The organism is Rickettsia endosymbiont of Ixodes scapularis, assembly GCF_000160735.1.
In the GTDB taxonomy this organism is placed as follows: domain Bacteria; phylum Pseudomonadota; class Alphaproteobacteria; order Rickettsiales; family Rickettsiaceae; genus Rickettsia; species Rickettsia tamurae.
The window spans coordinates 814,872-840,071 of the sequence record NZ_CM000770.1 but is presented as its reverse complement, the minus strand read 5'-3'; the positions used below and the strand labels follow the sequence as shown (position 1 = coordinate 840,071).

The window sequence follows — 25,200 nt, the reverse complement described above, 5'->3', positions numbered from 1 at the left end:
CATCTTATGATTGTTTTAAGAATTATTATCTGAAGCAAATATGAATTCATCATCAAAGAGATTTTCAATTAGTAAGCTATAGTCAATTTATAAAAATAATAGGTCCACATTTACCACTATTAGTACTAATATTCAATTCTATTTTGGATCAGTGTGACGGACTCTCTTTTGTAGATTCAAGTAATATAGAGGTATGTAAGAGATACCGTATTTCAATGAATAAAGTGTTCGCCGGCATAGCAGCAAGCAGTAAGACAACAAAAGGTTGGTTCTATGGACTTAAACTACATCTAATAATTAATAGAGCCGGTGGTATAGTTAAAGCATCTTTTAGCCCTGGCAATAAGGATGATAGAAAACAGCTGGAACTGATAATCAAAAATCTTTTTGGTAAAGTATTCGGAGATCGTGGTTATATTTCGCAACAATTATTTCTACAACTTTTAGAGCAAGGAATTTTTATGGTAACTAGGGTAAAGAAAAATATGAAAAATAAACTTATGTCTATGTTGGATAAAATATTATTGCTTAAAAAAGCATTAATAGAATCTGTGTTTAGTAAAATTAAACTATTGGGGAAGTTTGAGCATTCAAGGCATAGATCAGTTACAAATGCCTTTGTGCATATGGTTGCAGCACTGATAAATTATCAAATGTCTGATAATAAACCTTCTATTACATCTCTCTTGATATGCTAAATCCTATGCTATATTAATTCAAAACTCGCGTTAGTTAATAATTTATAACTACAATTTCGATGTAAGTAAATAAATCTGAAGTTTGTGAAGCTAAGTAAGTATTTTAAATAAACTTTAATTTAAAATCGTATGATTAAAAAAATAGTACAAAATACGAAAACTTTGCTGGTATAGCTTAAGCAGGTAAGGTAGTTACTTTTTGTAATACGTGATAAACAGCATCAAAAAAATATGTAAAGTTACTAGTATCTTTTCTAATTTGATGTTTAATTTTAAACCAATAATGTTCTATAGGATTAAGGTCAGGACTGTAAGTAGGAAGGAATAAAATACTTGCCCCTACCGATTCAATTAATTCTTTTACCTTAACGCGAGTTTCGTATTAATAGAGGAACTGAATAGCTGATAGTAACTGGGTTACGAGGATATTAGTAATATTGTTTTTGTTATAAAATGTACTTAAAACTGCATAAATTTTTAGTAAATTGTCTTTTTTGACTATAACTATTAAATTGTAAACTTGTCACACCTCTTACAAACCTTGAAAGGATAAGGATTATAGCATATTCATTAACCATAATTTAGGCATCTTAATACGAAACTCGCGTTAATTACAAATATATCATAAGTTATGGAAAAACCAAGCTATCTAAATTTTGATAATAAAAATTATAAATGGAAAAATGATATTGATTATCGTAAATGCCTGGAAAGTTATAGAGTAGGTAAAGGTGAGCAAGGAGTATTAATTTGTCAACCATATAAAAATGAAATTTTGCCTTATTGGAAGTTTAAAACTCCTAAAATTGCTAAAGAAAGTAGTGAAAAAATATATGAAATATTTTTAAAATACTTAGAGGATAATGATTTTGTTGGAGCTGATATGGCTCGTAAATATTTGCAGATGGGTTTTACTAAAAGTAGACGTTATGCTAATTATAAAGATGGGGAAAAATATGACAAAGAAAATGATTATAAGAAATTAGAAAGAGGAGGGGGATCCAAAAAAAGTGAAAAGTGCCTATATATTTTTCAAAAAATGGTAAGAGGCAGAAGATAATAAGAAATATAAAAAGATGAAAATAGAATGGAAAAAACAATATGGGTAAATATTAGCTTTACCAAGTTAGTTTTTTTATATTATAGTAGATTAATAGAGGATAGATTATGACTAAAGATGAAATTGCGGAGCTGTTTAAAAAATGTCTTGCTCTTCATAACAGATATCAATATCAAGAGGAAAAAGACAATTTACGAAAATTCGTTGAAACTGATCCTGAAGAACTTTCAAATTTTATTGAAACTTATAATAAAACAAGAATAAAAAATCATTATATGAAGACCTTATTATTTTATTAAAAAAGCAAATTATGATGAAGAAGAAGCAAAAATTACTGAAGCAATTCAAGATTCCCCTAAAAACATACCTAATTTGGTATTAGATATTGAGGAAACAAAGGATGTGTATCCATTAGGTTTGGCACAGGAATAACTGTATCAAAACGTGGGTATTTACGAGTTTTTCACTGTCATCTAGTTTGCTTGCTAACTAAGTCTAGAAAAAATAACTTCAACATTGTTACTATACTATATGTTTTGCTGGATCCCGTGAATAAATCACGGGATGACACAGAGAGGAATAATAAGTCGCACAACACCCGTGACGGTCACATCAAAACAGTTTCTTTAATCCTTTTTGTAGCAGTTTGTTTACAGGATCTGCTTGTTGGTTTTCCTGCGGAGGGCTGCTTTGTTCCTCTGCATTTATATCTTTTTTCTTTCTAAGACCTAAAGCATCTTTAATAATATTTTCAGGTTTCTTCTCTCCGCTTTTTAAGTCTTTAATAACGCTATTAAATACGTTTTTAACTAAATATGTTTGAAGGGCTTGAACGTCTAATTTATGCTGCGGATTATTTATGAATCCGTATAATTTAACGGCTATAGGTGGTAAATCCCCAATAGTAACGCTTGCACTAATATCCATCATATATTGTGGTAAGTTAATTTGACCGCTTGCATTTGCTTTGGCAGGTGAAGCATCTAAACTACATTCATTTAAATTAAGCTTGCCATTCGCTATATTTCCGCTGCCAATTAATTTTTTGAAAGATGTGGATCCGCCTCTAAAGGAGCTGTTAATAAGTCGCAATACTCCTTCGGTATTTTTAACATTATTTACCGTATCTGCAATTCGGTTTAAATCAAATCCGCTTATTTTCCCGTTATCACTATTTACGTTAAATTGTCCATTTAGATTATTAACATATGTATAAACGCTATTACCGTGAGAAGTAAGATCCTCTTTAAAGCTTAGTCGTCCATCGGTAATTTTTATTTTACCGGATTGTGGAGTTAAATTTTTGAGATAGGCATTTTTTAAATCGATTTTGATTGAAGCATTTTGATCTTTTCCTGAACTCACATAACCGGTGCTACTTAGTTCGCCACCGTAAATGCTTGCATTAACTGAAGTAATATTCAGCATGCCGCCGGTGATATTTAATTTTGCTTTTAAATTATTTATGATTAATGAGCCGTTAGTTAATTTATCAATATTTGCGGATAGTTGCCCTTCAATTTCATTTAAAAATCCTAAGTTAATAGGATTGTTTGACCAAGGAGAATTATTTTTAGCTGTAGGTGTATTTTGAGTAGTAGGGGTACTAGTTTTACTTGGATTAGCAGTAGAGTTATTGCTTGAAGTAATTTTCTCTAAATTAACTAACGGGCTATATAAGTTAAGGTTAAAATTTGGCTTCTGAGCGGCTAAATTAATATCTCCTTTAATAGATATATTAGTATTAAAAGCGGATATTTTATTATTAATATGGAAAGTATCTTTAATTTTTTGTACTTCCCCGTTTAACTGCAGCACCCCAATCTTACTTAAATTACTTACTCCCATAAGAGACATAAACGACTCAAAATTATTAATTTTTAGATTGTGAGAAATAGTTATATCTTGTGCTAAATTTTTAAGCTCAATATCTCCTATTAGATTACTATTTGCCGCCGATAAATTAATATTTTGCAGCTTTATTGCTTGGGAGTTATAAATTACATTAGAAGTAGCATTCAGTTTTTGGTTAATAATAGGAGGTAATTTATCAGTCTTTAGTTTTAGAGCATCAAGTATAGGTTTTAAACTATCAGCTTGTAGCATAATATTTGTCTTATCTAAATTAGAGTTAATCTCGGTTATAATGTTACCAGGATTGATAATAATATTTGATTTTAGGTTATTACGTTCTATATCATAATTTGCATTTGCTAGTAATTCTATATTTGGATAATTAAGTCTAGCATCTTTGATAGCTATATTTTTACTATCGGCAGTAATTGCCGTAGTTAGCTCATAGTCATTTTGTAAGTCAGCAGGCATACCTAAAGTTTTAGTATTGCCTTTAATATTTGCGTTACCTATAAAAGAATTATTTTCACTATCAAACTTTCCTTCGATTTTAATTTTTTCACCAGCAAGATTAATATTGGCACTTAACGGAATTATTTTTCCGATTTCTTCAATATTCCCCTCTATATTAATCTACTGTTCTAAAGCCTTTAAAGCTAAAGTAAAGTCTATAGGACCTTTAAGGCTTTTAATTTTAGTATCTAAATTAATATCGTTAAATATTTTCTCACTATTTTTTTCTATATATATTACTTTGCCGTCTATAATTTTAAAATGACTAATCAAAATAGGAAGTTCTAATTCACTATTAGCATTAGTAGATTCTGTAGAACTAACGTTATTTTCTTTAGGGTTATTATTAGATGTAACGAATTGCCAATTTTTTTGTCCGTTATTCAAGATTTCTAGATTTATAGTTGGTTTTTGCAGTTCTATAGAAGCTACTTCAATTGCTCCTCTAAAAAGAGGAAAAAGCCTTAATGACGCTTTAGCACTTTCAACGGAAACTAGATGAGGTTCTTTTGTGCCGTCTATGGATGATAATTTAATTTCTGATAGTGATACTGCCGGATTTGGTAATAAAGATAATTTTATATCGCCGTTAATAGTTAAATCTCTATTTGTAGCCTCTTTGACTTTGTCTATTATTACTCCTTTATAATTATTTAAAGGAATAAAGAAAGGAATAACAATTAATAACAATATTATACTTATAAATATAATAAGTGAGTATTTTAAAGTTTTAGGCATAGAGCTTAACCTTCTATTTATATATATATTGATTATAGTATTTAAGGATTAATTGTCAAATTCATATAATTTACTCAATTAAAGATTAAAATAATTATATTACTATATTATGGGACCATATGGTAAAGTAGGAGGATATTATCCATATGCTAAAAAAGCTTTTGAAGGTAATATTAATTATGATCCTAAAAAAGGCTTTGCTATTAGTGAAGAGTTTATGCTAAGAAATGAGATAGATCATTATAAAATAACTGCTGCACAAAGAAAATTATTTGGAGAGCTATATAAAAGCGGTAGACCAAACACTTTACAAGAGCATACACGTATAGCAGTTGAAGCTTTAAAAGCGGGTGGAGCAACAGAGCAACAAGCGCGAGATATTGTAGCTAAAGCTTTACAACAGTTAAGGAAAGATAAGGTATTGGCACCTACTAATATTCCTTGGTATAATAAAAATAAAAACTAATAAAAGGTAAAAATATGAGTAAAAAACAAAAACTATTAGATAAATTTGGAAGTGTATATATAGATTTTGTACGTGATGGTGTGCTAGCACAAATGCTTGGCATTTTAAATAATACAACTAAAGCAAATAAAATTTTAGCTCAAAAAGTTAATGAGATATCAAATGAAAGTAAAGAAATCATAGAAATAATTGTACAAGAAATCTTGGATAGATGCCTCCACTATACTTTATTTATGCTACAAGAGTATGAAGATGAAATGGCATTAATTATGTATGACGAAGATCATAATCAATACTCCTTAGCTGAAATTAGCGATGGTTTATGCGGAGAATTATATAGTGAAGATGGTTGGATAGCAAAATATTCTAAATACCCCAATTGGAAGACGATAGAAAAATAATCATTTAAAGCTGATTAAGAAAAAGTAAACCAGTAAAAGTATCAAGTATATCAGAAGAAGTGGTAATTAATTCTCAAGGTTCTATTAATGTCGAGATTGAAGCTGGTAAGAAGCCTGCATGGCTGAGTATGCTTGAGGCAAGACAGGGCGGGCAGAATGTAAATATAAATGAGATATAAGGCGATAACTGGGAGAAGAAAGTGCGTCAGTTAACGACGCAAGGGCAGGTGCTGATAACAACAGCAGTTACGGCAGCAACAACTGGTGCAGGTAGCACTATTGGAGCCGGAGCAGTAAGCAGTGCGATAGCAACGGGGATCAGTGGTTTTGCATCTAACTTAGCGGTAAATACGATCAATAGCGGCAGTAATGTAAGCAAGGGACTTAAGTCTGCAACGACTAAGGAAAGTTTAAGATCGCTCGGTAAGAATATGCTAGCAGCCGGTGTTACAACCGGAATAATGAACGGAACCGGTTTTGGAAATGTAAATTCAGCGTTAATGTACGCAATATGGCAATTGCCGAGCAAACAGGTAACCCTTACATAGCGGCACTTGCGGGCGGAATGGGTGAGGCGTTAAGCGGTCTTACTTCTTCCCCGGGTCATGAGTTCTCCAGCATAGGTCCAAGCAGCACTGGCTTATCTAACTGGAACGATACTATAGTTGCTGCTACTACCATGCTTGTTGGCACCTCCGCCGCTGATATGCAAATGGCAACCGCAGTCTCATCATCTGTTGTTAGGAGTATAATGATATATCACACATCAAGAGCATCTAGTGTATTTATAGTATCATACATCAATAATATTTATGTCTAAAAAGCTTAAGCATTCTATGTCATTCCCGCGAAAGCGGGAATGACATAGAATTAGTTAATATTGGTATTAATTATATAGAATTAATTTTATGCTATACTTTGACCAAAATTAGTCAAAATGATATAATAGAAATAGAAAAAATACTTAAATCACGCGAGTTTCGTATTAATAGAGGAACTGAATAGCTGATAGTAACTGGGTTACGAGGATATTAGTAATATTGTTTTTGTTATAAAATGTACTTAAAACTGCATAAATTTTTAGTAAATTGTCTTTTTTGACTATAACTATTAAATTGTAAAACTTGTCACACCTCTTACAAAGCTTGAAAGGATAAGCATTATAGCATATTCATTAACCATAATTTAGGCATCTTAATATGAAACTCGCGTTTAAATCACATTTGAACCCTGAAGAAGGAGAACAAATTATGGGAAGTATAGTGGAACATTGGCTGCAAGAAGGTAGACAAGAAGGTATAGCATAGGCAATTAAGATAGTGATATTAATAAAAGGATATGGTAAAGTAATTAGAAAATAGTTATGCCAAGTCCATATTCATATGATTTAAGAAAGGGAGTGATTCAATATATTGAGTCAGGGAAAAGAATAATAGAAGCAAGTCAAGTATTTAATATCAGCCGTAAAGTAATATATGATTGGAAGAAATTAAAGAAAGAAACAGGAGATGTTCAATTAAAAACTGGCTATCAAAAAGGGCATAGTCATAAAATAACAGATATGGAAGGATTTAAAAAATTTTTGGAATCTAATAAAGATAAAAGCAGTCGAGAGCTAGCCATCTTGTATCCTAGTAAAGTGTCAGCAAGAACTATAATAAACATGATTAGAAAAGTTGGTTACAGCTATAAAAAAACTTTTCTTCATCCCAAAAGAAATCATAAATTAAGAAATGAGTTTATAGAAAAGATAACCACCATAGACAAAGATAAACTAGTGTTTTTGGATGAATCAGGAATAGAAGATAATGCGTGTCGAGAACATGGCTGGAGCCCAAAAGGAGAAAGATGTTATGGTGAAAAAGTTTATCAGCACAAACACAGAATTAGTATGATTGCTGGCCTATTTAATAGCAATATTGTAGCACCTCTAATATTTGAAGGCAATTGTAATAAAGCTATTTTTGAGACGTATGTCAAGGATATACTCATTAAAGAATTAAGGGCAGGACAAGTCGTAGTAATGGATAATATTAATGTCCCCCTTCGGGGATAAGAAATCCCTCGCCTTCAGGCGAAGGGAAGATATAATGAAATTGCTTTAGCAATGAATTTATATCAAGAAACATGAGAAGTTATAGAAAGAATAGTCATAGTCAGTATGATTTAAAAGTACATCTTATATGGATACCAAAATATAGGAAGAGAGTATTGATAGGCAAAGTAGCGGAAAGGGCTAGAGATTTACTAAGGCAGATTTGTATGGAACATGAAGTATATATAATTTCAGGGAAAATATCATGTGATCATGTGCATATGTTTATCTCATATAAATCACAAATATCTCTTAGCAAGTTAGTACAGTATTTAAAAGGTAGTAGCTCAAGAATTTTATTGCAAGAATTTGCTCATTTAAGAAAACAATTTTGGGGCAATCATTTGTGGGCTAGGGGCTATATGGCGGTCAGTTCAGGTAATATAACTGATGAAATGATACAGCACTATATTGATGAACAGGAAGGTGAACCTGTGAATGATGATCGATTTCTAATCGATTCCACTTTATAACCCCTCAGCTTATAGCTGAGGGTTCTTTAGTTTTCATAAAAACTCTAAGGTAAAAGAATTAATTGAATCGGTAGGGGCAAGTATTTTATTCCTTCCTACTTACAGTCCTGACCTTAATCCTATAGAACATTATTGGTTTAAAATTAAACATCAAATTAGAAAAGATACTAGTAACTTTACATATTTTTTTGATGCTGCTTATCACATATTACAAAAAGTAACTACCTTACCTGCTTAAGCTATATGTATATAGGTGAAATGAAATTAGCAGAGATGGCAAAAAAATGTTAAGGAAAAATAAGCCTTTAGACGAAATTATTGAATTTACCGGTTTTACAAAAAAAGAAATTGAAGAATTACAAAAACAACTCCAAAAATAGGAGATTTAAAAACTACGGTAAATTATTCAAGCTTCTCTTTGATAATTTAAAATCACATAATCTTTAGTTATAACAGGAAAAAATTCTTTATTGAAAGGTAATAATTCGGTTGTTTGATCTGAAAATTCTATTTCAATTATGTCACTGGCACCAAAGTTAAGAATATTTTTAATTTTGCCTATTTCTTTATGATCTTGGTCTAATATCGGTAAATGATTTAAATCCGCTATATAAAATTCATCTTCTTCTAGCTCCGGTAAACTTGCTCTTAAGCAAAATATTTTATAACCTTTTAAATTTTCAGCTTCATTTCGAGTAGCTATATCATTAAATGTACAAATTAATTCTCCTTTGGCATTTTGGCTAATTAGCTTAATATGTATATTTTCTCCTGACTCATTTACTAAATTTCTTTCAAGTATTTTTGTAGCAGGGTCGGTAAAAGATTTTAAAATTACATGACCTTTAATTCCGTGACATGATTTTATTACACCGACTAAAATTAAATTTTCTAAAGAATTCATTAATTTGCCTTTAAATTTTGGTAATTATATATAATAATATATTTAAAAACTTTTTTATAGACATGATAAAAAAAATAGCTGCCGGCATCATAATTTGTTTCTCATTATTATTATTTATAATTTTTGGTACATTATCGTTTGTTAACTATAATTCGGTTACTAATAATTTTACCAGTCATTTAGGAATTGCGAAAGAAAATATCAGAAAAATAAAGATGAATAAATTTCCTTTGCCCTATTTAGTTATTGAGACGATAAGAGAAGAAGGAAAGTTAGATTTAGAGCAGATTAAAATTCATTTTTCATTATGGTCGCTTATAAAATTTAATCCTAAAATTAATAAAATAGATATATTAGATGCTAAATTTTATTCAAATTCTAATGTATTAAATATTTATAATCATGAAGAGTTAATAAAGAATTTCTTTAAATATAAATTACAAAATATAAATCTAAATGTTACTAATCTAAGTATTATTAATAAACAAGATTATTCTATTTTAAATTTTAATAATTATATATTTAAAAAAGAAAATGCTTTATCGTCTAATTACATATTTAAAACTACAAGTAACTATATAGGTAAAATTTCAGGTTCAATTAATAAACGTGACGATACAGTAGATTTTAGTCTTAATATTGATAATAATGATTATGGTTTTAAGTTATTGCAAATTTACAAAGATTCTAAGCTTACTAGCGGTAGCGGTGAATATCAGATTAAAAATTTAGCATCGGTAATGTATAATATATTACCGGATTTAAACCATCTTTTTAATAAATTTAATCAAAATGAGGCAGTAAACGTTAAATTTAATATTTCAAATAATGAAGATGAAATAGAGCTAAAAGACATAGTAATAGCATCGTCTTTTATTACCGGTAATGGATTTGTTAACATTGCTAAAAATGATAATATTACTACTAATGTGAAACTAAATTTTTCTAAAATAGATTTAAGTTCGTTAATTTCTCCAAATGCAGGGGTAACATTTAATACTTCTTCTTCAAATATTAGATTTATTTTTGCCGATAAATTACTTAAAGCAGATGTGGCAATTAACGAAATAATTTTAAGTAATAATGAAACACTAGAAAAAATAGTTTTTTCTTCTAACTTATCAAAGGGTACTTTAAAGATAAATGAATTTTCAGGTAATATTAAGTCAGGTGGGGAATTTAAGCTTACAGGTAATGTAACACAGAATGCAGTTAGAAGTATGTTCGATGGACAGCTATATTTAAAGCACAACGATATAAATTCGTTACTGAATATTTTAGGATTTAACGACGTTACTATTAAAGAAGCTATTCCTTTTATCTTGTCATCGGATTTAAAACTCACTTTAATAGATTTATTTTTTAAAAATTTATTACTCAAAACAGATAATTTAAATTTATCAGGAAATTTTTCTAGTAAATTTATTGCTCAAACACCTCGTTTAGATGCTACGCTTAATATATCTTCGCTTGACTTAAGCAGTAGAACGTATCCAATAATTTCGCCGCTTATCGAATTTACAAAAAATTTAACTAAAGATATGAAAACTTTAGATTATCCAAGCAAATTTATTCCTATTAGAACAATAGGATATTTAGCTAATTTAGATATTTTAATAGATAGCGTTAAATATAACGATCATATATTTGACAAAATGAATTTGCTTGCTAAAATTGTACCGGCTAATATAAAAATTAGTAATTTAGATTTTAAAACTGCTAACAGCTATTTATCAACTAGCTGGAACTTGGATGCATCGAGTGTATTACCGTCTTTGACCATAGAAATTAAGGACGGTAATCTTACTACTGATTTATTATCACCGGCAGGAATGCTTAATTTAAGAAATAAATTAATAAATGATTATAGTCTAGATAAAACTACATTGCAATTTTACGGGACATTATCAACATTATCACAAAATGATTTAATATTGAAAAATGTTAAATTTTATGTAGCAAATAATAATAATCTATTACAATTTAATAATATTGAAGCAGAATTATTAGGCGGTAAGCTTCGAGGTAGCGGCAATATTTTATTAGAACCTTATTCTATAAATTTCGTATATGCTTTAAATACAATAGATTTAAACAAAGTTTCGGCTCTTATGAAAATATTTACTGCAAGTAGCGAAAAAGTAAGTATAAGCGGTAGTTTAGGGACTAACGGTAACACTCTTCAAAGCCAGCTATATAACCTTACTACAAAATCACAGTTTGCTATAAACAATATAGATGTTAATAATTTTGCAATTGATTCTTTTATAGAAAAAATTAATACAGCTGATTATAAGGTACAAAATTTAGATAAAGATATAAATAGTGCTATAACCACAGGACAAGAAAATATTAGAGGCATAAGCGGTGATATTGAACTACAAAAAGGTATTGCCCTTTTAAAGAAAGTAAAATTTGCAACACAATATAGTAGTGGTGCGGCCTCTTTTGCAGTTAATATATATAATTTTGATATGGATGCATCGAGTATTTTATCATTTTATGTACCGGCAAGGCTTGTTAAGTTAAATACCTCAAATACGAGTTCCGATAAAGATAGTTTGGCACATCTTAATATAAAAATGCAAGGGAGTATTTTTGCTCCTAAGAAAACTTTTGATAGTAGTGAGCTAAAAAAATTACTTATACCACAAACAACTGAAGACAAAACTACTACAGATAACCATTAAAAAATAAAAATAAATGACTAATACTAAAACTTTAGAAGAAAATATTAGCTTTGAAGAAGCTTTAAAAGAGCTTGAGGAAATTGTTAAAAAAATAGATAACGGACAAGAGAGTCTAGAGACGGCAGTTAATAGCTTTGAAAGAGGTATTTTACTTAAGAATCATTGTGAGAAAAAACTAAAAGAAGCTCGGTTAAAAATTGAAAAAATTACTAAACTTGCTGATTCTACGGTGGTCTTAGAAGAGACGGAAGTGTAGTGTTGACATAAAGCATACATTGTACTAATATCATAAGATGACAAAGAAATGTAATTATAGCTTTTCTGCTGAAAAAAATTATAAGTTAATAAGTGAGCGAAAGGTAAGTTTTAAAGAAATAATATCAGTTATAGAAAGTAATTGTTTATTGGATATAATAGAACATCCAAATCCTGATAAATATTCAGAAATGTATATAGTTAAATTTAATGAATACGCCTATTTAGTTCCTTTTATTACTGAAGTTGATGGAACAGTTTTTTTAAAGACTATTATCCCAAGTTGAAAAGCTACTCAGAAATATCTAAAAATAGGAAAAAGTAATGAGAAATAAAGAGAATATATCAAATATAATACTAGATGCTGAAGAAAAAGCATTGCTAGAGTCTTTTGAAAATGATGAATGGCAAAGAATTAAAAATTTTGAACAAGAGAAACATATAGCACAAGTAGCAGCAGCTAATTATTTAAAAAAAGATACTCGAATAAATATTCGTATTTCTAGTAGTGATTTAATGAGAATAAAACAAAAAGCTGCTTATGAGGGATTACCTTATCAAACTCTTATTTCTAGTATATTACATAAATATTCAGCAGGACATAGTTAATAATACCTATGGTTAATCATATAATTGACTTTATCTATACCGTTCCTAATATTGTTTTGATGAGTTTTTGTGCGGGATGTTTATATTTAACAAAATACATTATTCCTAATAATTTTCTTACTACATGACAATTTTTAGAGATGTAAGGACTAAAGGATTGAATTTTGCTGATAATTCATGATGATAACAGGGAAAGAACTTGGTTTACATATGAAAGATCATTCCGCCCCTCTAGTCGAATTATTACAAAAACATATTTCGCTTAATTTATCAAGAGCAAAATGTTTAGGATTATTTATCATTTCAATGCTTAACAGCAGGACAGTAAACATGTCATTGTTATGCAATAGAATGCCGTCTGGGATTAAAGCAGCTTCATGGTATAGAAGGATGCAAAGATTTATCTCTGAAATCTCAATATCATGGAGAGTATTACCTGTTATGTTAGTCATGATGACTGGGTTTGAGCAGGAGCAAAAATGGTTATTGTGTTTAGATAGAACGAATTGGAAATTTGCTTACTACATGACAATTTTTCATTTTATCATCTTTGGATATTGGAATATCAAGGACAACAGCTGTATCCAACGTACTAATTGAGTAGAAATATTATACAAGATATTAACCAATGTATCTAATCCAACACGAAATATACTATTTTGCCTATAACCATGTTTTTTAATAACTATTGGTTTATCTAAAACTATAATCTCTCCAGTTTGATAAGCTAGGCAAAATGCAATAGACAATATTTGCATCAATGTATCTAATCGTAAATCATTAGTAATATGAGTTGCTTCACAGTTGAATCCTGCTGATTTAAAAGCTTTGAACATTGTTTCAATTTGCCATCTTTGAGCATATATCTCAGCAGGATTTTTGATCTCATCACTATGTATTAAGACTGCAAGTTCACTCTTCTTATTTCTGATCCCTACTACATTAAATATTTCACCTTTTGTACCAATTCTACGTTGTGACAAACTCACATGCGATCCTATGGCTAGAGGGCGAAATAACTCTTGTATTTTAACCATTTTTCCCCTTGCATTACTGATATATTGTCTATTTTCTCTAACTCGAAAAACGTATCTTATTTGATTTGTTCTAAGCCAAGAGAGCCATTCCTTACCTATAAATTCTCTATCAGCGGTTAATGCTTCAATGCGGTTTTTGTCAAAAACTTCTAAAAAACACTCCATCAGATCAATACGCTCAATATAATCAGAGTTACCACACTTTTTATCACTTAGAAAATTCCAAAAAGGGGGATCGCTATACCATGAAAACTGACAGCTAAATATAAAATATTTATATGTCGTTTACCAAATTTCCAATTCGTTCTATCTAAACACAATACCCATTTTTGCTCCTGCTCAAACCCAGTCATCATGACTAACATAACAGGTAATACTCTCCATGATATTGAGATTTCAGAGATAAATCTTTGCATCCTTCTATACCATGAAGCTGCTTTAATCCCAGACGGCATTCTATTGCATAACAATGACATGTTTACTGTCCTGCTGTTAAGCATTGAAATGATAAATAATCCTAAACATTTTGCTCTTGATAAATTAAGCGAAATATGTTTTTGTAATAATTCGACTAGAGGGGCGGAATGATCTTTCATATGTAAACCAAGTTCTTTCCCCGTTATCATCATGAATTATCAGCAAAATTCAATCCTTTAGTCCTTACATCTCTAAAAATTGTCATGTAGTAAGATTGCTTCCAAAAATTATGATAAAATTTATTATTAGTTGTAATAGGGGGTGTCAGAAAGTTTGTGTAAGTTATAAAAATAGTTAAGAATAAAATTAATTAAAACAACTTACATGAGGCTAATATGAAGAATAAGAGTAAAGTATCAAATCCGACTATAGAAAAAGTAGTATCAGAAATACTATCACAAAGTGATCCATCTGAGATATTTGGCAAAGAAGGAATATTTCAGGAAATTAAAAAGCAGATAGTAAATAAGATTTTAGAAAAAGAAATGGAATCTCATATAGGTTATGAGAAGCATTCTAAGAATACCAAGGAGTCAGATAATAGACGTAATGGCAATTATGAAAAGACTCTAATAGATTCCGAGGGTCGTAAATTGATAGTAGAAGTGCCAAGGGATCGGGAAGGAGAATTTGAACCTCAACTAATTCCAAAAGGAGTAAGGAGATTTGAAGGATTTGATGATAAAGTAATATCTTTATATGCTAGGGGAATGACTATTCGAGAAATACAAGGGCACTTAGAAGAACTATATGCCACCAAAGTATCATCTGAGTTAATATCAAAGGTAACTGATGGCATTTTAGAGGAAGTTACTGCGTGGCAGAATAGAGCACTTGATAGTGTATATCCTATAATGTAGATTGTATTCATGTTAAGGCAAGAGACAATCATATAATAATAAATAAAGCAGTTTATCTAGCTATTGGCGTGAATATAGAAGGCAAGAAGGAACTATTAGGTATTTGGATAGGCAAGAATGAAGGATCTAAATTTTGGATGCAAGTAGTAACAGAACTGAAGAATCGTGGTGTAGAACAAATATATGTTGCGTGTGTTGATGGTCTTAAAGGTTTTCCAGAAGCAATAAATAGCATTTTCCCAAAAACCACAGTACAACTGTGTATTGTTCATATGGTAAGAAACTCTGTAAAATACGTATCATATAAAGATTTAAAATTGGTAACAGCTGATTTAAAGGCAGTTTATTCTGCAATAAATGAAGCAGAGGGATTAAGAGAATTACAAAATTTTGCTAAAAAATGGGATGAAAAATATCCAGTTATTTTTGATATATGGCAGAGAAATTGGTCTGGAATAGCTCCGTTCTTTAGCTTTCCGGAAGACATTAGAAAGGCGATTTACACTACTAATGCTATTGAATCAACTAACCGTCAAATTCATAAAATTATAAAAAATAAGGGGGTATTTCCAGATGATAAATCGATTCAGAAAATAATCTTTTTAGCATTGACAAATGCTTCTAAAAAATGGACAATGCCTATTAAGAATTGGGCCATGGCTTTAAATCAATTTGCTATACTTTGTGATACTAATTTACAAAATTGGGCAAATGGAGAAATCGTACTTACACAAAAAATCTGACAGACCCCGATTTACTAAAAATTTATGCAGTTTTAAGTACATTTTATAACAAAAACAATATTACTAATATCCTCGTAACCCAGTTACTATCAGCTATTCAGTTCCTCTATTAATACGAAACTCGCGTTACATAAGATTTCGGTTGGTTTAGTTTGTATCACTTCATCATCAATGCTTTTTTTATTATTTATATTAGACAAACCTTTTCGAGGTCCTTTCGCCGTAAATCAATATGACCTTATTAAGGCTGTACATTATATTGAGAGATTAAATTAGTGATATCTGTAACAACATAACGCCATAATTTATCCGTGCCTTTGGTAATACCGATGCGGGTAGTAGTAGAGTAGGGGAGTTTTAAACCAATATCACTGACAAAAAATTCGTTGTTATTTATAAGATTGCATTTATTATGAGAAATATTAATTCCTAAATATTTGCATAATTTACCCGGACCGTTGAGGTATAGATTTTCAGGTGAAATAACATGTACGCCTCTTATTAAGGTCGCAGCAGGGAAGCCTTCAGCTTCAGTTACGAAATTTAAACAATAATACATTCCGTAAATTAAATAGACATAGCTAAAGCCTGCAGGACCAAACATTATATCCGTTCTTTTAGTCCGCCCTTTTGCTGCATGGCAAGCAGGATCATCCTGTCCTATATAGCTTTCAGTTTCAGTAATGATAGCTGTCTTACCTTGGAAATAAAGAGCTTTACCGATTAACTCAGTGCTTACTAGGTTAGTATCTCTTGCAAAAAATTCACGAGGTAAAGGATTTAAATTCATTTCACTATAGTATTTATATTTATGACCCTAGCAAAGCATATCGATTTCATTCCTGCGAAAGCAGGAATCCAGAAAAAGCGAAATTATTTGAGCTTTTAATTCTAAAATTTAGTGTGTTTATACCTTTTAGTGGCTGGATTCCCGCTTTCGCAGGAATGAAATCGAACTTCTGTATCATGCAATAAAACCCCATTATAAAACGGTTGGCATTTGATGATTCTTTTAAAGGTAAGCAATAAGCCTTTAAGTGTGCCGTGTGTTGTTATAGCTTCTTTTGCATATTCTGAACAAGTGGGACGAAATCGGCAATTATTGCCAAGTAGCGGGGAAATGAAATATTGATAAAACTTTATTATTAATAAGAGTATTTTACTCATTTTGCAGCTTATCTATAATAGTTTCCATTTTTTCTTGAGTTAGATCTTCATAATAATCATCATTGATTTGTATGACCGGAGCGTTAACGCATGCTCCTAAACATTCTATCTCGCTTAAAGTAAATTTTTGATCTTCAGTAGTTTCTTTGAGTTTTACACCTAATTTCTTTTCGCAAATTTTCATTATATGATCACTACCACGCAGCCAGCAAGGAGTAGTAGTACATACTTGAATATGATATTTACCGACGGGCTTTAAGTTAAACATAGTATAAAATGTTGCAACTTCATAAGCCCGCATATAAGGCATTTCTAACATATTTGCGACACATTCGATAGCAGGCACGGGCAGCCAACCGCCATTTTGACGTTGTGCTAGATCAAGCAGCGGAAGTATTGCACTTCTTTTACCTTTCGGCGGATATTTCTTTATAATCTCTTCTGCTAGATTTAAATTTTTCTTATCAAATATAAAATTTGTGTTCATATACCTCTTATATTATTCCTGTGTGGATCGATTCCCCCGCTGTCATCCCGCGACTTGATCGCGGGATCTAGTTAAAAAATACTAGTATTTTTATTGTTTTTCTGGATACCGTGGTCAAGCCACGGTATGACAAATTTGGCATTTTTCGATCCATGCAACAATGCCTGCTCGCAATGACGACCTATCTATCTATCTCACCAAATACTATATCAAGCGTGGCTATAATAGTAATAACATCTGCCATTAAATGACCTTTAGACATAAAATCTAGTCCTTGCAAATGAGCAAAGCCTGGGGCTTTAATTCGGCATCTATAAGGTCTGTTATTGCCGGTTGAATATAAATATACTCCGAACTCGCCTTTAGGAGCTTCTACTGCTTTGTAGGTCTCGCCGGCTGGTACGTCATATCCTTCCGTATAGAGCTTAAAATGATGAATCATTGCTTCCATAGATTCTTTCATTTTAGCTCTTGTCGGTGGTGTTAATTTAGGATCATCGGTTTTAACTGCACCTTTCGGCATTTTTTCTATACATTGCTTGATTATCTTAACAGATTCATACATTTCAAGCATACGAACGAAATATCTGTCGTAACAATCACCGTTTTTGCCGATTGGTACTTTAAAGTCCATTTCATCGTAAACGTCATAAGGGTTTGACTTGCGTAAATCCCAAGCTATACCCGAACCTCTAAGCATCGGTCCTGAAAACCCCCAGTTCATTGCCTCTTTTTGAGACACAACGCCGATATCTACTAAACGTTGTTTCCATAATCTATTTTCATTTAGTAGACTTTCAATATCGTGAAGTTTAGGAGGAAACTGCTCTATGAACTTATCTATATCCTCAAGTAAACCATCGGGTAAATCTTCTACAACTCCGCCGGGTCTGAAGTAGTTTGAATGCATACGAGAGCCGGAAACACGCTCGTAAAATTCCATGATCTTTTCTCGCTCTTCAAAAAGCCATAATAGAGGAGTAGTAGCACCGATATCTAAAGCTTGGCTGCTGATATTTAAAGTATGGTTAAGAATTCTTGTTAGCTCTGAAAATAGCACCCTGATAAACTGAGCTCTTCGTGGGATTTCGCATTCTAATAATGACTCGACAGCTAAAGCAAATGCATGTTCCTGGCACATTGGCGAAACATAATCAAGGCGATCAAAATAAGGTATAGCCTGCAAATATGTTTTATGCTCAATAAGTTTTTCCGTACCACGATGAAGTAATCCAATATGAGGATCGGCGTTATTTACTACTTCTCCGTCCATCTTAAGTATTAACCTTAAAACTCCGTGAGTTGCCGGATGCTGCGGACCAAGATTTAGAGTTATAGTTTTAGTGTTGTTAGTCATAGTATCCGTCATTGCGAGGAGCCGTAGGCGACGCGGCAATCCAGTTAAATAATTTCATCATACAAATCTTTCCAATTTACATTCATTTGCTCAATTAAATTAAGCTTTTTTGCTCTTGAGCCTGATTTAATTTGTGTTCATATATACGTTTGATAAGATTAGAAGTTACTCCTAAGTAAATAGTACCGTTTCGTTTATTAGCAATAATATATACAGTCGGTTGTTTCATAATTTTTACTGGATTGCCACGCTCCTTACAGTCGCTCGCAATGACGACTTGGTATCCTTCTCGCAATGACGTTGTTACTTCCCAGCTTTCTCATCCCCAGGCAATATGTAAGTCGGGCTGTGCCAGTGAGAGCTAAAATCAAACTCACGATATTCTATGTCTAAATCGACCGGTTCATAAGCTACTTTCTTTAGCTTCTCATCATATTTAACTTGCGTATAACCGGTTAACGGGAAATCTTTACGTAATGGATGCCCCTCAAATTCATAATCGGTTAGTATTCGTCTTTTATCATCATTGCCATCAAAATTTATCCCGTACATATCGTAAACTTCACGCTCATACCAACAAGCGGCACTAAATATATTCATTGCCGAAGGTATAGTTTCTTTTTCAGATATATCTACTTTTATTATTAAACGCTTATTTAATTTTAAGCTTAGTAAATTATATACTACTTCAAATCTTTTATCTCTTTCAGGAAAATCAGAGCCGAATAAATCCGTAAGTACAGTAAAACGTAATTCTTCCGATTCTTTTAAAGCTTTTAAAAACGGTAATAAAAAATTCGGCGCAATTTTATAAGCTAAATAATTCTTAACTGTGACCGGAGTTATTAAAATGCTAGATTTAGCTACAAGTTTTTCAATGAGTTTGTCTAGCGTCATACTTAAAACCTGTAGTGCGTTTAATTTTTTTCTGTAGCTGCATAAGCCCGTAAATTAATGTTTCGGCAGTAGGAGGGCAGCCAGGGACATATATGTCAACCGGTACGATTCTATCACAGCCACGCACTACCGAATAGGAAAAGTGGTAATAGCCGCCGCCGTTAGCACAGCTACCCATTGAAAGCACCCATTTAGGCTCAGCCATCTGATCATATACTTTACGTAGAGCCGGTGCCATTTTATTAGTAAGCGTTCCTGCGACTATCATAAGGTCGGACTGCCTTGGACTTGGTCTAAATAACATACCGAAGCGATCCATATCATATCTGCTTGCTGCTGCCTGCATCATCTCAACAGCACAACAAGCAAGCCCAAAAGTCATAGGCCATAAGGAATTAGTTCTCGCCCAGCCTATAACGTCATCAACTTTAGTGAGTAAGAATCCTCTATTAGAAAGCTCATGGTTTAATAATTCGTCTTCTTGATAAAAGTTATTATGCATGTTTATTCTTAATAAATTAAATACAGTAAATATAGTCATTCCGTACACGTCAATCCCGTAGCTTGTCCAGCTTTGTTGCATGGATCGGTTTTTTCGTCATTGCGAGKARAAACTGTAAGTTTTGACGAAGCAATCWCAGGAGKTTCTCATTATTTCATGAGAWTGCCACGYTCSTTACAGWCRCTCGCAATGACGAAAAAACCKATCCATGCAACAAAGCTGGACAAGCTACGGGATGACCCCAAGTATTTTTATTACCAGTCTAAAGCTCCTTTCTTCCATTCATATATGAACCCGATAGTAAGTACGAATAAGAAAAATATCATTGAGAAAAAGCCTATTTTACCTATTGTATTAAGGCTAATAGCCCAAGGCACTAAAAATGCGATTTCAAGGTCAAAGATAATAAATAAAATAGCAACTAAGTAAAAACGTATGTCAAATTTTGACCTTGTATCACTAAAAGGTTCAAAACCACATTCATAAGGCTCTAGCTTATCTTTATTATATTTCTTTGTCGATAATAGGTTAGGTAGAATCATTATTAAACCGGAAACCAATACCGCAATACCGAAAAATATAGCAATCGGTAGGTATTCTTGTAAAAGCTCTGAGTTTTGTAGCATATGTTTTTTATTATGTAATTTCTGTGTCATACCATAGAAAATGTCATCCCGCGACTTGATCACGGGATCCAGACTTTTTAAATTTTTTTCTGGACCCCGTGGTCAAGCCACGGGGTGACACAGTGGGTTTTACCGGTCCACGCAATGACGTAGGTTTAATGATACTTATTTCTATATTTACCTCAAATAGCATCAATTATCAACGACAATATCAGGTTTAACTAGTAACTTCATTAAAACTAGTACCCAAATACTGCTTGATATCCACCATATTTGCCAAATATTATATGAAATCATGCCGATAATGTAGTAATTTGTAAAACATGCATAAGAAGCTGACCTAAAATTATTATTCTTTATTTTATCAATTTGTTTTAAGTATTTATAGGTTAAGCTTAAAAATAATATTAAACCTATTATACCGAGTTCAAGAGTAATTTGTAATATATTATTATGAGGATGAAGCGGCAAAGGATGCCATTTTTCACCTTTATAATTGATCATTTCACTATCATTGACTTCGATATATTTAGAAGAAGCAAAGCCATAGCCTAAAATCGTCTTTTCGATGATTTTGTTTGCAGCGAAATGCAAAATAAATAAACGATGAGCAGCTGAAGGCTGAGTAGTTAAATATTTTTCAGATAAATATTGCGGTTCTATTTGTTTAGCTATAACGGGGAATAGTAATGAGCCGGTAATTAAACTTATTGCAATTAATTTGAAAAATATCGGCTTTATAAGTCTTGCTAAAATAAATATTACTCCTCCTATACCGAAACCTAAAAAACTTGCTAAACTATCGGAAATACTTAATAAATAAAGCACTAATATATATAGCATTAATGCATGTCTTCTTTTACTAGACCTCTTCGGAAACTCTACTTCTATAGGTAATTTGTACGTCGATCCGGTACTTGAGTCCTCACGTACATTTGAGTACGCTGCGGTTCTGCGTTCCGTGTCTCCTCCAAATTCCTCTCTATAAGCGAGTTTCCGAAGAGGTCTACCGTTAGAGAGTAAAATTATAATCGCTACCCAAGCAGTAATTGAAAGTAAAGCACAGCCCCGATCTAACATATATAAGCCAAAACTAGCTTTGAATATTCTTGTTAAAAAACCATGAGAAGAATATTCGATGAAGAATAATATTATTGCTGTGAGAATCCCGAATATTAAGGCTTTTTTAAGCTGTAAGCGATTTTGAAAAGGAGCAGAATTACTAACGATAAATCCAAGGAATAAGAGTATGGAAACTTGAGTAAAAGTAGCTAAGCTATTAATAGGATTAATTGCGAATGAACAAGATATAAAGCACCAAGCGGTGAATAATAGTTCGGTTTTTATGTCATCCCCACACTTTATGATGTCATTCCCGCGAAAGCGGGGATCCATTTTATTTTTTCTAGATTCCTGCTTTCGCAGGAATGACATAGACATTTGTGGGAGGGTATTCCGTACAACAATACTTAGCAAAAAAATTGTAACAGTAGCTGCAGCTGATAAGCCCGCAAGCATCCCAAGGCTTGGAATTAAAAATATTAAACTTGAAATTAAATATTGCATCTAAAAACAATCTTTAGCAAAAATTTCATAGATTGGGTGTTCAAACGTTGAAAGTGAAATGCTTGAAGAAATCATCCATCCTTGAAAGAGTAAATTAGGATCTTCGTCTATTTTATATTCTGTTATGGTCATCAACAAATAATTATCTTCATTATACGGATCAAGATTTTTTATACATTTATGTAATTTGATTTTTATATTACCGAAATATTTTTCTTCCCCGACTTTAAAATCTATCTCTTCAGAAGTAGCGGTAATTTTATTTAATGCAATAATTTTACCGTTTGTGTAATTCTTAAATTCAGAACTATTATTAATATTATCGTTTGGATTTAAAATAGGATGATTTTCATCAAGAGGGATAAATACATCATTTTCAATATCCTCGGTTGTAGTAACCGACTCTAAATTTTCTGCGAATATAGGAAAATTAATGCATATAGTAATGATAAAAATAATTTTTAGTAATTTCATAAATAAACATATTATTTTTCAAAATTATATATTATAGGGGATTAATGGCAATGATAATTTATGATATATGTCATACCGTGGCTTGACCACGGTATCCAGTTTTTTTAATTATTTTTTGGACCCCGTGGTCAAGCCACGGGGTGACAGTAAGTCACAGTATGATATAATAACATGCTCCACTCTAAAGAACTCTTAAATTCTATTTTACGGCAGGATTTTACAGTTTTATAATTAAGGTATTTAATACTATTAATCCCGGAGCAGAGTATTACCCAAGTAAACATATAAGAATAATTACCGATTATTTAAATGCCGTGCAAAGCGGTGATATTAATCGTTTAATAATTAATATACCGCCAAGGAGTTTAAAGTCTATTTGTGTTAGCGTTGCTTGGCCTGCTTATTTACTTGGGGCCAAGTCCCACCAAAAGAATTATGGCTGCCAGCTATTCTCAAATACTTAGCATTAAACACTCACTAGATTGTCGGTTTATTTTAAATTCCGATTGGTATAAGGAACTTTTTCCAAGTACTATCCTTAGTAAAACTCATAATCAAAAAGTAAATTTTTAACGACAGCTAACGGCTTTAGATTTGCAACATCGGTTGGAGGATCGGCAACAGGCGAGGGCGGTGATATCTTAATTATCGATGATCCTCATAATCCTACGCAAATTCATTCTTATAAAATACGTAAGAAAGTTATAGATTGGTTTGAGCAAACTTTTGTTAGCAGACTAAATAATCGTAATAAGGGAGCGATAGTTTTAGTTATGCAGCGTCTTCATACGGATGATTTATCCGGTTATCTACTTAATAATAGCAATTCATGGAATCATTTAAAAATTCCGGCGATTAGTATTCAAGATTATTCTTTTAAATTAATGAATAAAGAATATCAATATCTTAGTGGTGAAGTATTAGACAGCTATAAAGAGCCTCCTGATTGCTTAGCAAAGTTAGAGCAGGAAATAGGTAGCTATAATTATAATGCTCAATATTTGCAAGAACCTATAGCTATAGGGTCGTCGCTACTTAATATGGAGGAAGATATTAGCTTTTATGAAAATTTACCTTCAAGATTTGGTTATTTTGTACAAAGCTGGGATACGGCAATTAAGATTTCCGAAGATTCCGATTATAGTGTTTGCACTATACCTCTAGTAAATGAAACATTGCTTATAGTGAGATAATATGCTAATAAGTAATCATGGAATATAAAAAATTATCAATAATAGAAAAGCAAGAATTAAAGAGTCGTCATAAGCAGGAGAGAGACGGTAGGATCAGAGGATCAAAGCTGTTCTTATGTATGATGATGGCTATAGTATTGGTGAGATATCAAAAGTGTTAATACTGAGTGATGAAGGGATAAGGAACCATTTAATAGATTATCATAATGATCAGAAGCTGAAGCCGGAAAATGGTGGTAGTTGTAGTAAACTTACTAGAAATCAAGAAGAAGAATTAATAGAGCACCTTGAAACTAATAATTATGTGTATGCTAGAGATATAGGTTTGTATATAGAAAATCAATATGGAGTAATCTATACATTAGCTGGTGTAATAAAGTTATTACACAGATTAGGTTTTAGTTATAAAAAACCTAAGTTAATTCCTGGAAAAATAGATTTAGATAAACAAGAGGAATTTAAGCTTCAATATAGTTTGTTAAGAAATAATTTAGCAAGTGATGAGTGTATTTATTTTATGGATAGTGTTCATCCACAATATCAAACTAGGGCTCGATTTGGTTGGATTAGAAAGAATGCAGTAAAAACATTACCAAGCTTTAGTGGATGGAAACGTAAGCATATTATAGGTGCAATTAATCTAAAAAGTCTAAATGTAGTAACAACTGATAATCCTAAGGTTAATGGCGATTATATCATTGAATTTTTAAAGAAATTGGAAGAAAATAATCAAGATAAAAGTAAGATTTATCTGATATGTGATAATGCGGGATATCGTAGGTCAAAAAAGGTTAGAGAATATCTACAAAATAGTAAAATAGAGCTAGTCTTTTTGCCACCGTATAGTCCCAATCTGAATCCCATTGAACGACTGTGGAAATTTATGCATTCTATTATAAGTAACAATAAATTTTATGCAAATTTTGAAACATTTACTGATTCTATAAGGTTATTTTTTGAGAATATTGAAAAATATAGAAATAAAATTTCTTCATTGGTAAATGACAATTTCCAAACTATTGTTCCTAATCACTTTAACAACTCTTCATGTTAAAGAA

Annotated in this window: 29 protein-coding genes and 7 pseudogenes; 21 read left to right on the top strand and 15 right to left on the bottom strand. The window is 31.5% G+C overall.

Features of this window, described 5'->3' with window-relative positions; all coding sequences use genetic code 11:
- Window positions 1-44 precede the first annotated feature (44 nt).
- Window positions 45-698, top strand: a complete 654-nt coding sequence (locus REIS_RS11070; RefSeq protein ID WP_083787737.1) for an IS982 family transposase — start codon at window positions 45-47, stop codon at window positions 696-698.
- Between the two features lie 175 nt (window positions 699-873).
- On the opposite strand, the pseudogene REIS_RS12480 reads toward REIS_RS11070, so the two are convergent.
- Window positions 874-1,062: pseudogene (locus REIS_RS12480) on the bottom strand (transposase); the annotation flags it as partial.
- 267 nt (window positions 1,063-1,329) lie between these two features.
- Here REIS_RS12480 and REIS_RS04295 point away from each other — a divergent pair.
- The 3 genes and pseudogenes from REIS_RS04295 to REIS_RS17160 all read left to right on the top strand — a co-directional run.
- Entirely contained in the window at window positions 1,330-1,758 is a 429-nt protein-coding gene (locus REIS_RS04295; protein WP_008580047.1) for a DUF4385 family protein, read from the top strand.
- Window positions 1,759-1,865: 107 nt separating this feature from the next.
- Window positions 1,866-2,057, top strand: coding sequence for a hypothetical protein (locus REIS_RS15610; RefSeq protein WP_008580046.1), 192 nt, complete (start codon window positions 1,866-1,868; stop codon window positions 2,055-2,057).
- Window positions 2,012-2,213, top strand: a pseudogene (locus tag REIS_RS17160) (hypothetical protein); the annotation flags it as partial. The gene REIS_RS15610 and the pseudogene REIS_RS17160, both read left to right, overlap by 46 nt.
- Before the next feature lie 157 nt (window positions 2,214-2,370).
- On the opposite strand, the pseudogene REIS_RS04285 reads toward REIS_RS17160, so the two are convergent.
- A pseudogene (locus REIS_RS04285) lies at window positions 2,371-4,863 on the bottom strand (AsmA family protein).
- 109 nt (window positions 4,864-4,972) lie between these two features.
- On the opposite strand from REIS_RS04285, the gene REIS_RS04280 reads away from it, so the two are divergent.
- The 9 genes and pseudogenes from REIS_RS04280 to REIS_RS17150 all read left to right on the top strand — a co-directional run.
- The gene (locus REIS_RS04280; RefSeq protein ID WP_008580045.1) at window positions 4,973-5,329 is read left to right on the top strand and encodes a hypothetical protein; all 357 of its coding nucleotides are present in this window, start codon (window positions 4,973-4,975) and stop codon (window positions 5,327-5,329) included.
- A 14-nt stretch (window positions 5,330-5,343) separates the two neighbouring features.
- Window positions 5,344-5,730, top strand: a complete 387-nt coding sequence (locus REIS_RS04275; RefSeq protein ID WP_008580044.1) for a hypothetical protein — start codon at window positions 5,344-5,346, stop codon at window positions 5,728-5,730.
- Between the two features lie 200 nt (window positions 5,731-5,930).
- Window positions 5,931-6,278: a DUF637 domain-containing protein gene (locus REIS_RS15605; protein ID WP_037213678.1), complete on the top strand. Its 348-nt coding sequence runs from the start codon at window positions 5,931-5,933 to the stop codon at window positions 6,276-6,278.
- 17 nt (window positions 6,279-6,295) lie between these two features.
- The gene (locus REIS_RS15600; RefSeq protein ID WP_241760921.1) at window positions 6,296-6,550 is read left to right on the top strand and encodes a hypothetical protein; all 255 of its coding nucleotides are present in this window, start codon (window positions 6,296-6,298) and stop codon (window positions 6,548-6,550) included.
- A 53-nt stretch (window positions 6,551-6,603) separates the two neighbouring features.
- Window positions 6,604-6,705: pseudogene (locus REIS_RS15595) on the top strand (transposase); the annotation flags it as partial.
- 388 nt (window positions 6,706-7,093) lie between these two features.
- Entirely contained in the window at window positions 7,094-7,786 is a 693-nt protein-coding gene (locus REIS_RS12465) for an IS630 family transposase (RefSeq protein WP_008580041.1), read from the top strand.
- Between the two features lie 71 nt (window positions 7,787-7,857).
- Entirely contained in the window at window positions 7,858-8,298 is a 441-nt protein-coding gene (gene tnpA, locus REIS_RS04255; protein WP_008579210.1) for an IS200/IS605 family transposase, read from the top strand.
- A gap of 28 nt (window positions 8,299-8,326) precedes the next feature.
- Window positions 8,327-8,536: pseudogene (locus REIS_RS12460) on the top strand (transposase); the annotation flags it as partial.
- A gap of 40 nt (window positions 8,537-8,576) precedes the next feature.
- A pseudogene (locus tag REIS_RS17150) lies at window positions 8,577-8,678 on the top strand (transposase); the annotation flags it as partial.
- A gap of 26 nt (window positions 8,679-8,704) precedes the next feature.
- On the opposite strand, the gene rimM reads toward REIS_RS17150, so the two are convergent.
- A complete protein-coding gene (gene rimM, locus REIS_RS04245) occupies window positions 8,705-9,202 on the bottom strand; it encodes a ribosome maturation factor RimM (RefSeq protein WP_008580039.1) in 498 nt (165 codons plus the stop codon).
- Between the two features lie 62 nt (window positions 9,203-9,264).
- On the opposite strand from rimM, the gene REIS_RS04240 reads away from it, so the two are divergent.
- The 5 genes from REIS_RS04240 (at window position 9,265) to REIS_RS12455 (ending at window position 13,356) form a co-directional block, all read left to right on the top strand.
- The gene (locus REIS_RS04240) at window positions 9,265-11,892 is read left to right on the top strand and encodes an AsmA-like C-terminal region-containing protein (RefSeq protein ID WP_037213688.1); all 2,628 of its coding nucleotides are present in this window, start codon (window positions 9,265-9,267) and stop codon (window positions 11,890-11,892) included.
- Between the two features lie 13 nt (window positions 11,893-11,905).
- The gene (locus REIS_RS04235; protein ID WP_008580037.1) at window positions 11,906-12,148 is read left to right on the top strand and encodes an exodeoxyribonuclease VII small subunit; all 243 of its coding nucleotides are present in this window, start codon (window positions 11,906-11,908) and stop codon (window positions 12,146-12,148) included.
- 37 nt (window positions 12,149-12,185) lie between these two features.
- Entirely contained in the window at window positions 12,186-12,434 is a 249-nt protein-coding gene (locus REIS_RS04230; protein WP_008580036.1) for a hypothetical protein, read from the top strand.
- A gap of 37 nt (window positions 12,435-12,471) precedes the next feature.
- The gene (locus REIS_RS04225; RefSeq protein WP_008580035.1) at window positions 12,472-12,756 is read left to right on the top strand and encodes a CopG family antitoxin; all 285 of its coding nucleotides are present in this window, start codon (window positions 12,472-12,474) and stop codon (window positions 12,754-12,756) included.
- Between the two features lie 177 nt (window positions 12,757-12,933).
- Entirely contained in the window at window positions 12,934-13,356 is a 423-nt protein-coding gene (locus REIS_RS12455) for a hypothetical protein (RefSeq protein ID WP_040614694.1), read from the top strand.
- On the opposite strand, the gene REIS_RS11055 is transcribed toward REIS_RS12455, so the two are convergent.
- Entirely contained in the window at window positions 13,293-13,967 is a 675-nt protein-coding gene (locus tag REIS_RS11055) for a transposase (RefSeq protein ID WP_241760926.1), read from the bottom strand. The genes REIS_RS12455 and REIS_RS11055 overlap by 64 nt on opposite strands.
- Window positions 13,968-14,005: 38 nt before the next feature.
- Window positions 14,006-14,422, bottom strand: coding sequence for a hypothetical protein (locus REIS_RS04215; protein WP_008579269.1), 417 nt, complete (start codon window positions 14,420-14,422; stop codon window positions 14,006-14,008).
- A gap of 183 nt (window positions 14,423-14,605) precedes the next feature.
- On the opposite strand from REIS_RS04215, the pseudogene REIS_RS11050 reads away from it, so the two are divergent.
- Window positions 14,606-15,873 (top strand): annotated as a pseudogene (locus REIS_RS11050) (IS256 family transposase).
- A 241-nt stretch (window positions 15,874-16,114) separates the two neighbouring features.
- Here REIS_RS11050 and REIS_RS04200 read toward each other — a convergent pair.
- The 10 genes from REIS_RS04200 to REIS_RS04160 all read right to left on the bottom strand — a co-directional run bounded on the left by REIS_RS04200 (window position 16,115) and on the right by REIS_RS04160 (window position 22,949).
- Complete coding sequence (locus REIS_RS04200; RefSeq protein ID WP_008580031.1) at window positions 16,115-16,663, bottom strand: DNA-3-methyladenine glycosylase; 549 nt, start codon at window positions 16,661-16,663, stop codon at window positions 16,115-16,117.
- Window positions 16,664-16,764: 101 nt separating this feature from the next.
- Window positions 16,765-17,040, bottom strand: coding sequence for a membrane protein insertion efficiency factor YidD (yidD, locus tag REIS_RS12445; RefSeq protein ID WP_008580030.1), 276 nt, complete (start codon window positions 17,038-17,040; stop codon window positions 16,765-16,767).
- Complete coding sequence (gene nuoE, locus REIS_RS04195; RefSeq protein ID WP_008580029.1) at window positions 17,033-17,527, bottom strand: NADH-quinone oxidoreductase subunit NuoE; 495 nt, start codon at window positions 17,525-17,527, stop codon at window positions 17,033-17,035. The genes yidD and nuoE overlap by 8 nt, the downstream gene beginning before the upstream one ends.
- Before the next feature lie 181 nt (window positions 17,528-17,708).
- Window positions 17,709-18,884: an NADH dehydrogenase (quinone) subunit D gene (gene nuoD / locus REIS_RS04190; RefSeq protein ID WP_008580027.1), complete on the bottom strand. Its 1,176-nt coding sequence runs from the start codon at window positions 18,882-18,884 to the stop codon at window positions 17,709-17,711.
- Between the two features lie 94 nt (window positions 18,885-18,978).
- The gene (locus REIS_RS04185; RefSeq protein WP_008580026.1) at window positions 18,979-19,113 is read right to left on the bottom strand and encodes a GIY-YIG nuclease family protein; all 135 of its coding nucleotides are present in this window, start codon (window positions 19,111-19,113) and stop codon (window positions 18,979-18,981) included.
- A 74-nt stretch (window positions 19,114-19,187) separates the two neighbouring features.
- On the bottom strand, window positions 19,188-19,781 hold the full coding sequence (locus REIS_RS04180) for an NADH-quinone oxidoreductase subunit C (RefSeq protein ID WP_008580025.1): 594 nt from the start codon (window positions 19,779-19,781) through the stop codon (window positions 19,188-19,190).
- On the bottom strand, window positions 19,759-20,283 hold the full coding sequence (locus REIS_RS04175; RefSeq protein ID WP_037213697.1) for a NuoB/complex I 20 kDa subunit family protein: 525 nt from the start codon (window positions 20,281-20,283) through the stop codon (window positions 19,759-19,761). The genes REIS_RS04180 and REIS_RS04175 overlap by 23 nt, the downstream gene beginning before the upstream one ends.
- Window positions 20,284-20,537: 254 nt before the next feature.
- Window positions 20,538-20,909, bottom strand: coding sequence for an NADH-quinone oxidoreductase subunit A (locus tag REIS_RS04170; RefSeq protein WP_037213699.1), 372 nt, complete (start codon window positions 20,907-20,909; stop codon window positions 20,538-20,540).
- Between the two features lie 192 nt (window positions 20,910-21,101).
- Window positions 21,102-22,475, bottom strand: coding sequence for a palindromic element RPE1 domain-containing protein (locus REIS_RS17135; RefSeq protein WP_008580021.1), 1,374 nt, complete (start codon window positions 22,473-22,475; stop codon window positions 21,102-21,104).
- On the bottom strand, window positions 22,476-22,949 hold the full coding sequence (locus REIS_RS04160) for a DUF2155 domain-containing protein (protein ID WP_008580020.1): 474 nt from the start codon (window positions 22,947-22,949) through the stop codon (window positions 22,476-22,478). It lies immediately after the preceding gene.
- A 773-nt stretch (window positions 22,950-23,722) separates the two neighbouring features.
- On the opposite strand from REIS_RS04160, the gene REIS_RS15580 reads away from it, so the two are divergent.
- Window positions 23,723-24,142: a phage protein gene (locus REIS_RS15580; RefSeq protein ID WP_008580018.1), complete on the top strand. Its 420-nt coding sequence runs from the start codon at window positions 23,723-23,725 to the stop codon at window positions 24,140-24,142.
- Window positions 24,143-24,242: 100 nt separating this feature from the next.
- Entirely contained in the window at window positions 24,243-25,196 is a 954-nt protein-coding gene (locus tag REIS_RS12415) for an IS630 family transposase (protein WP_256377136.1), read from the top strand.
- Window positions 25,197-25,200: the final 4 nt, after the last annotated feature.

Bases quoted from the DNA above. Each gene is read 5' to 3' on its own strand.
- REIS_RS04160 (WP_008580020.1), bottom strand. From the start codon at position 22,949: ATGAAATTACTAAAAATTATTTTTATCATTACTATATGCATTAATTTT.
- REIS_RS15580 (WP_008580018.1), top strand. From the start codon at position 23,723: ATGCAGCGTCTTCATACGGATGATTTATCCGGTTATCTACTTAATAAT.
- nuoD (WP_008580027.1), bottom strand. From the start codon at position 18,884: ATGACTAACAACACTAAAACTATAACTCTAAATCTTGGTCCGCAGCAT.
- REIS_RS12455 (WP_040614694.1), top strand. From the start codon at position 12,934: ATGATGATAACAGGGAAAGAACTTGGTTTACATATGAAAGATCATTCC.
- REIS_RS04230 (WP_008580036.1), top strand. From the start codon at position 12,186: ATGACAAAGAAATGTAATTATAGCTTTTCTGCTGAAAAAAATTATAAG.
- REIS_RS04280 (WP_008580045.1), top strand. From the start codon at position 4,973: ATGGGACCATATGGTAAAGTAGGAGGATATTATCCATATGCTAAAAAA.
- tnpA (WP_008579210.1), top strand. From the start codon at position 7,858: ATGAGAAGTTATAGAAAGAATAGTCATAGTCAGTATGATTTAAAAGTA.
- REIS_RS04275 (WP_008580044.1), top strand. From the start codon at position 5,344: ATGAGTAAAAAACAAAAACTATTAGATAAATTTGGAAGTGTATATATA.
- REIS_RS04175 (WP_037213697.1), bottom strand. From the start codon at position 20,283: ATGCATAATAACTTTTATCAAGAAGACGAATTATTAAACCATGAGCTT.
- REIS_RS17135 (WP_008580021.1), bottom strand. From the start codon at position 22,475: ATGCAATATTTAATTTCAAGTTTAATATTTTTAATTCCAAGCCTTGGG.
- REIS_RS04235 (WP_008580037.1), top strand. From the start codon at position 11,906: ATGACTAATACTAAAACTTTAGAAGAAAATATTAGCTTTGAAGAAGCT.
- yidD (WP_008580030.1), bottom strand. From the start codon at position 17,040: ATGAGTAAAATACTCTTATTAATAATAAAGTTTTATCAATATTTCATT.
- REIS_RS04215 (WP_008579269.1), bottom strand. From the start codon at position 14,422: ATGATGATAACGGGGAAAGAACTTGGTTTACATATGAAAGATCATTCC.
- REIS_RS12465 (WP_008580041.1), top strand. From the start codon at position 7,094: ATGCCAAGTCCATATTCATATGATTTAAGAAAGGGAGTGATTCAATAT.
- REIS_RS15610 (WP_008580046.1), top strand. From the start codon at position 1,866: ATGACTAAAGATGAAATTGCGGAGCTGTTTAAAAAATGTCTTGCTCTT.
- REIS_RS04185 (WP_008580026.1), bottom strand. From the start codon at position 19,113: ATGAAACAACCGACTGTATATATTATTGCTAATAAACGAAACGGTACT.
- REIS_RS04180 (WP_008580025.1), bottom strand. From the start codon at position 19,781: ATGACGCTAGACAAACTCATTGAAAAACTTGTAGCTAAATCTAGCATT.
- rimM (WP_008580039.1), bottom strand. From the start codon at position 9,202: ATGAATTCTTTAGAAAATTTAATTTTAGTCGGTGTAATAAAATCATGT.
- REIS_RS04225 (WP_008580035.1), top strand. From the start codon at position 12,472: ATGAGAAATAAAGAGAATATATCAAATATAATACTAGATGCTGAAGAA.
- REIS_RS04295 (WP_008580047.1), top strand. From the start codon at position 1,330: ATGGAAAAACCAAGCTATCTAAATTTTGATAATAAAAATTATAAATGG.
- REIS_RS04170 (WP_037213699.1), bottom strand. From the start codon at position 20,909: ATGCTACAAAACTCAGAGCTTTTACAAGAATACCTACCGATTGCTATA.
- nuoE (WP_008580029.1), bottom strand. From the start codon at position 17,527: ATGAACACAAATTTTATATTTGATAAGAAAAATTTAAATCTAGCAGAA.
- REIS_RS15600 (WP_241760921.1), top strand. From the start codon at position 6,296: ATGGGTGAGGCGTTAAGCGGTCTTACTTCTTCCCCGGGTCATGAGTTC.
- REIS_RS04200 (WP_008580031.1), bottom strand. From the start codon at position 16,663: ATGAATTTAAATCCTTTACCTCGTGAATTTTTTGCAAGAGATACTAAC.
- REIS_RS04240 (WP_037213688.1), top strand. From the start codon at position 9,265: ATGATAAAAAAAATAGCTGCCGGCATCATAATTTGTTTCTCATTATTA.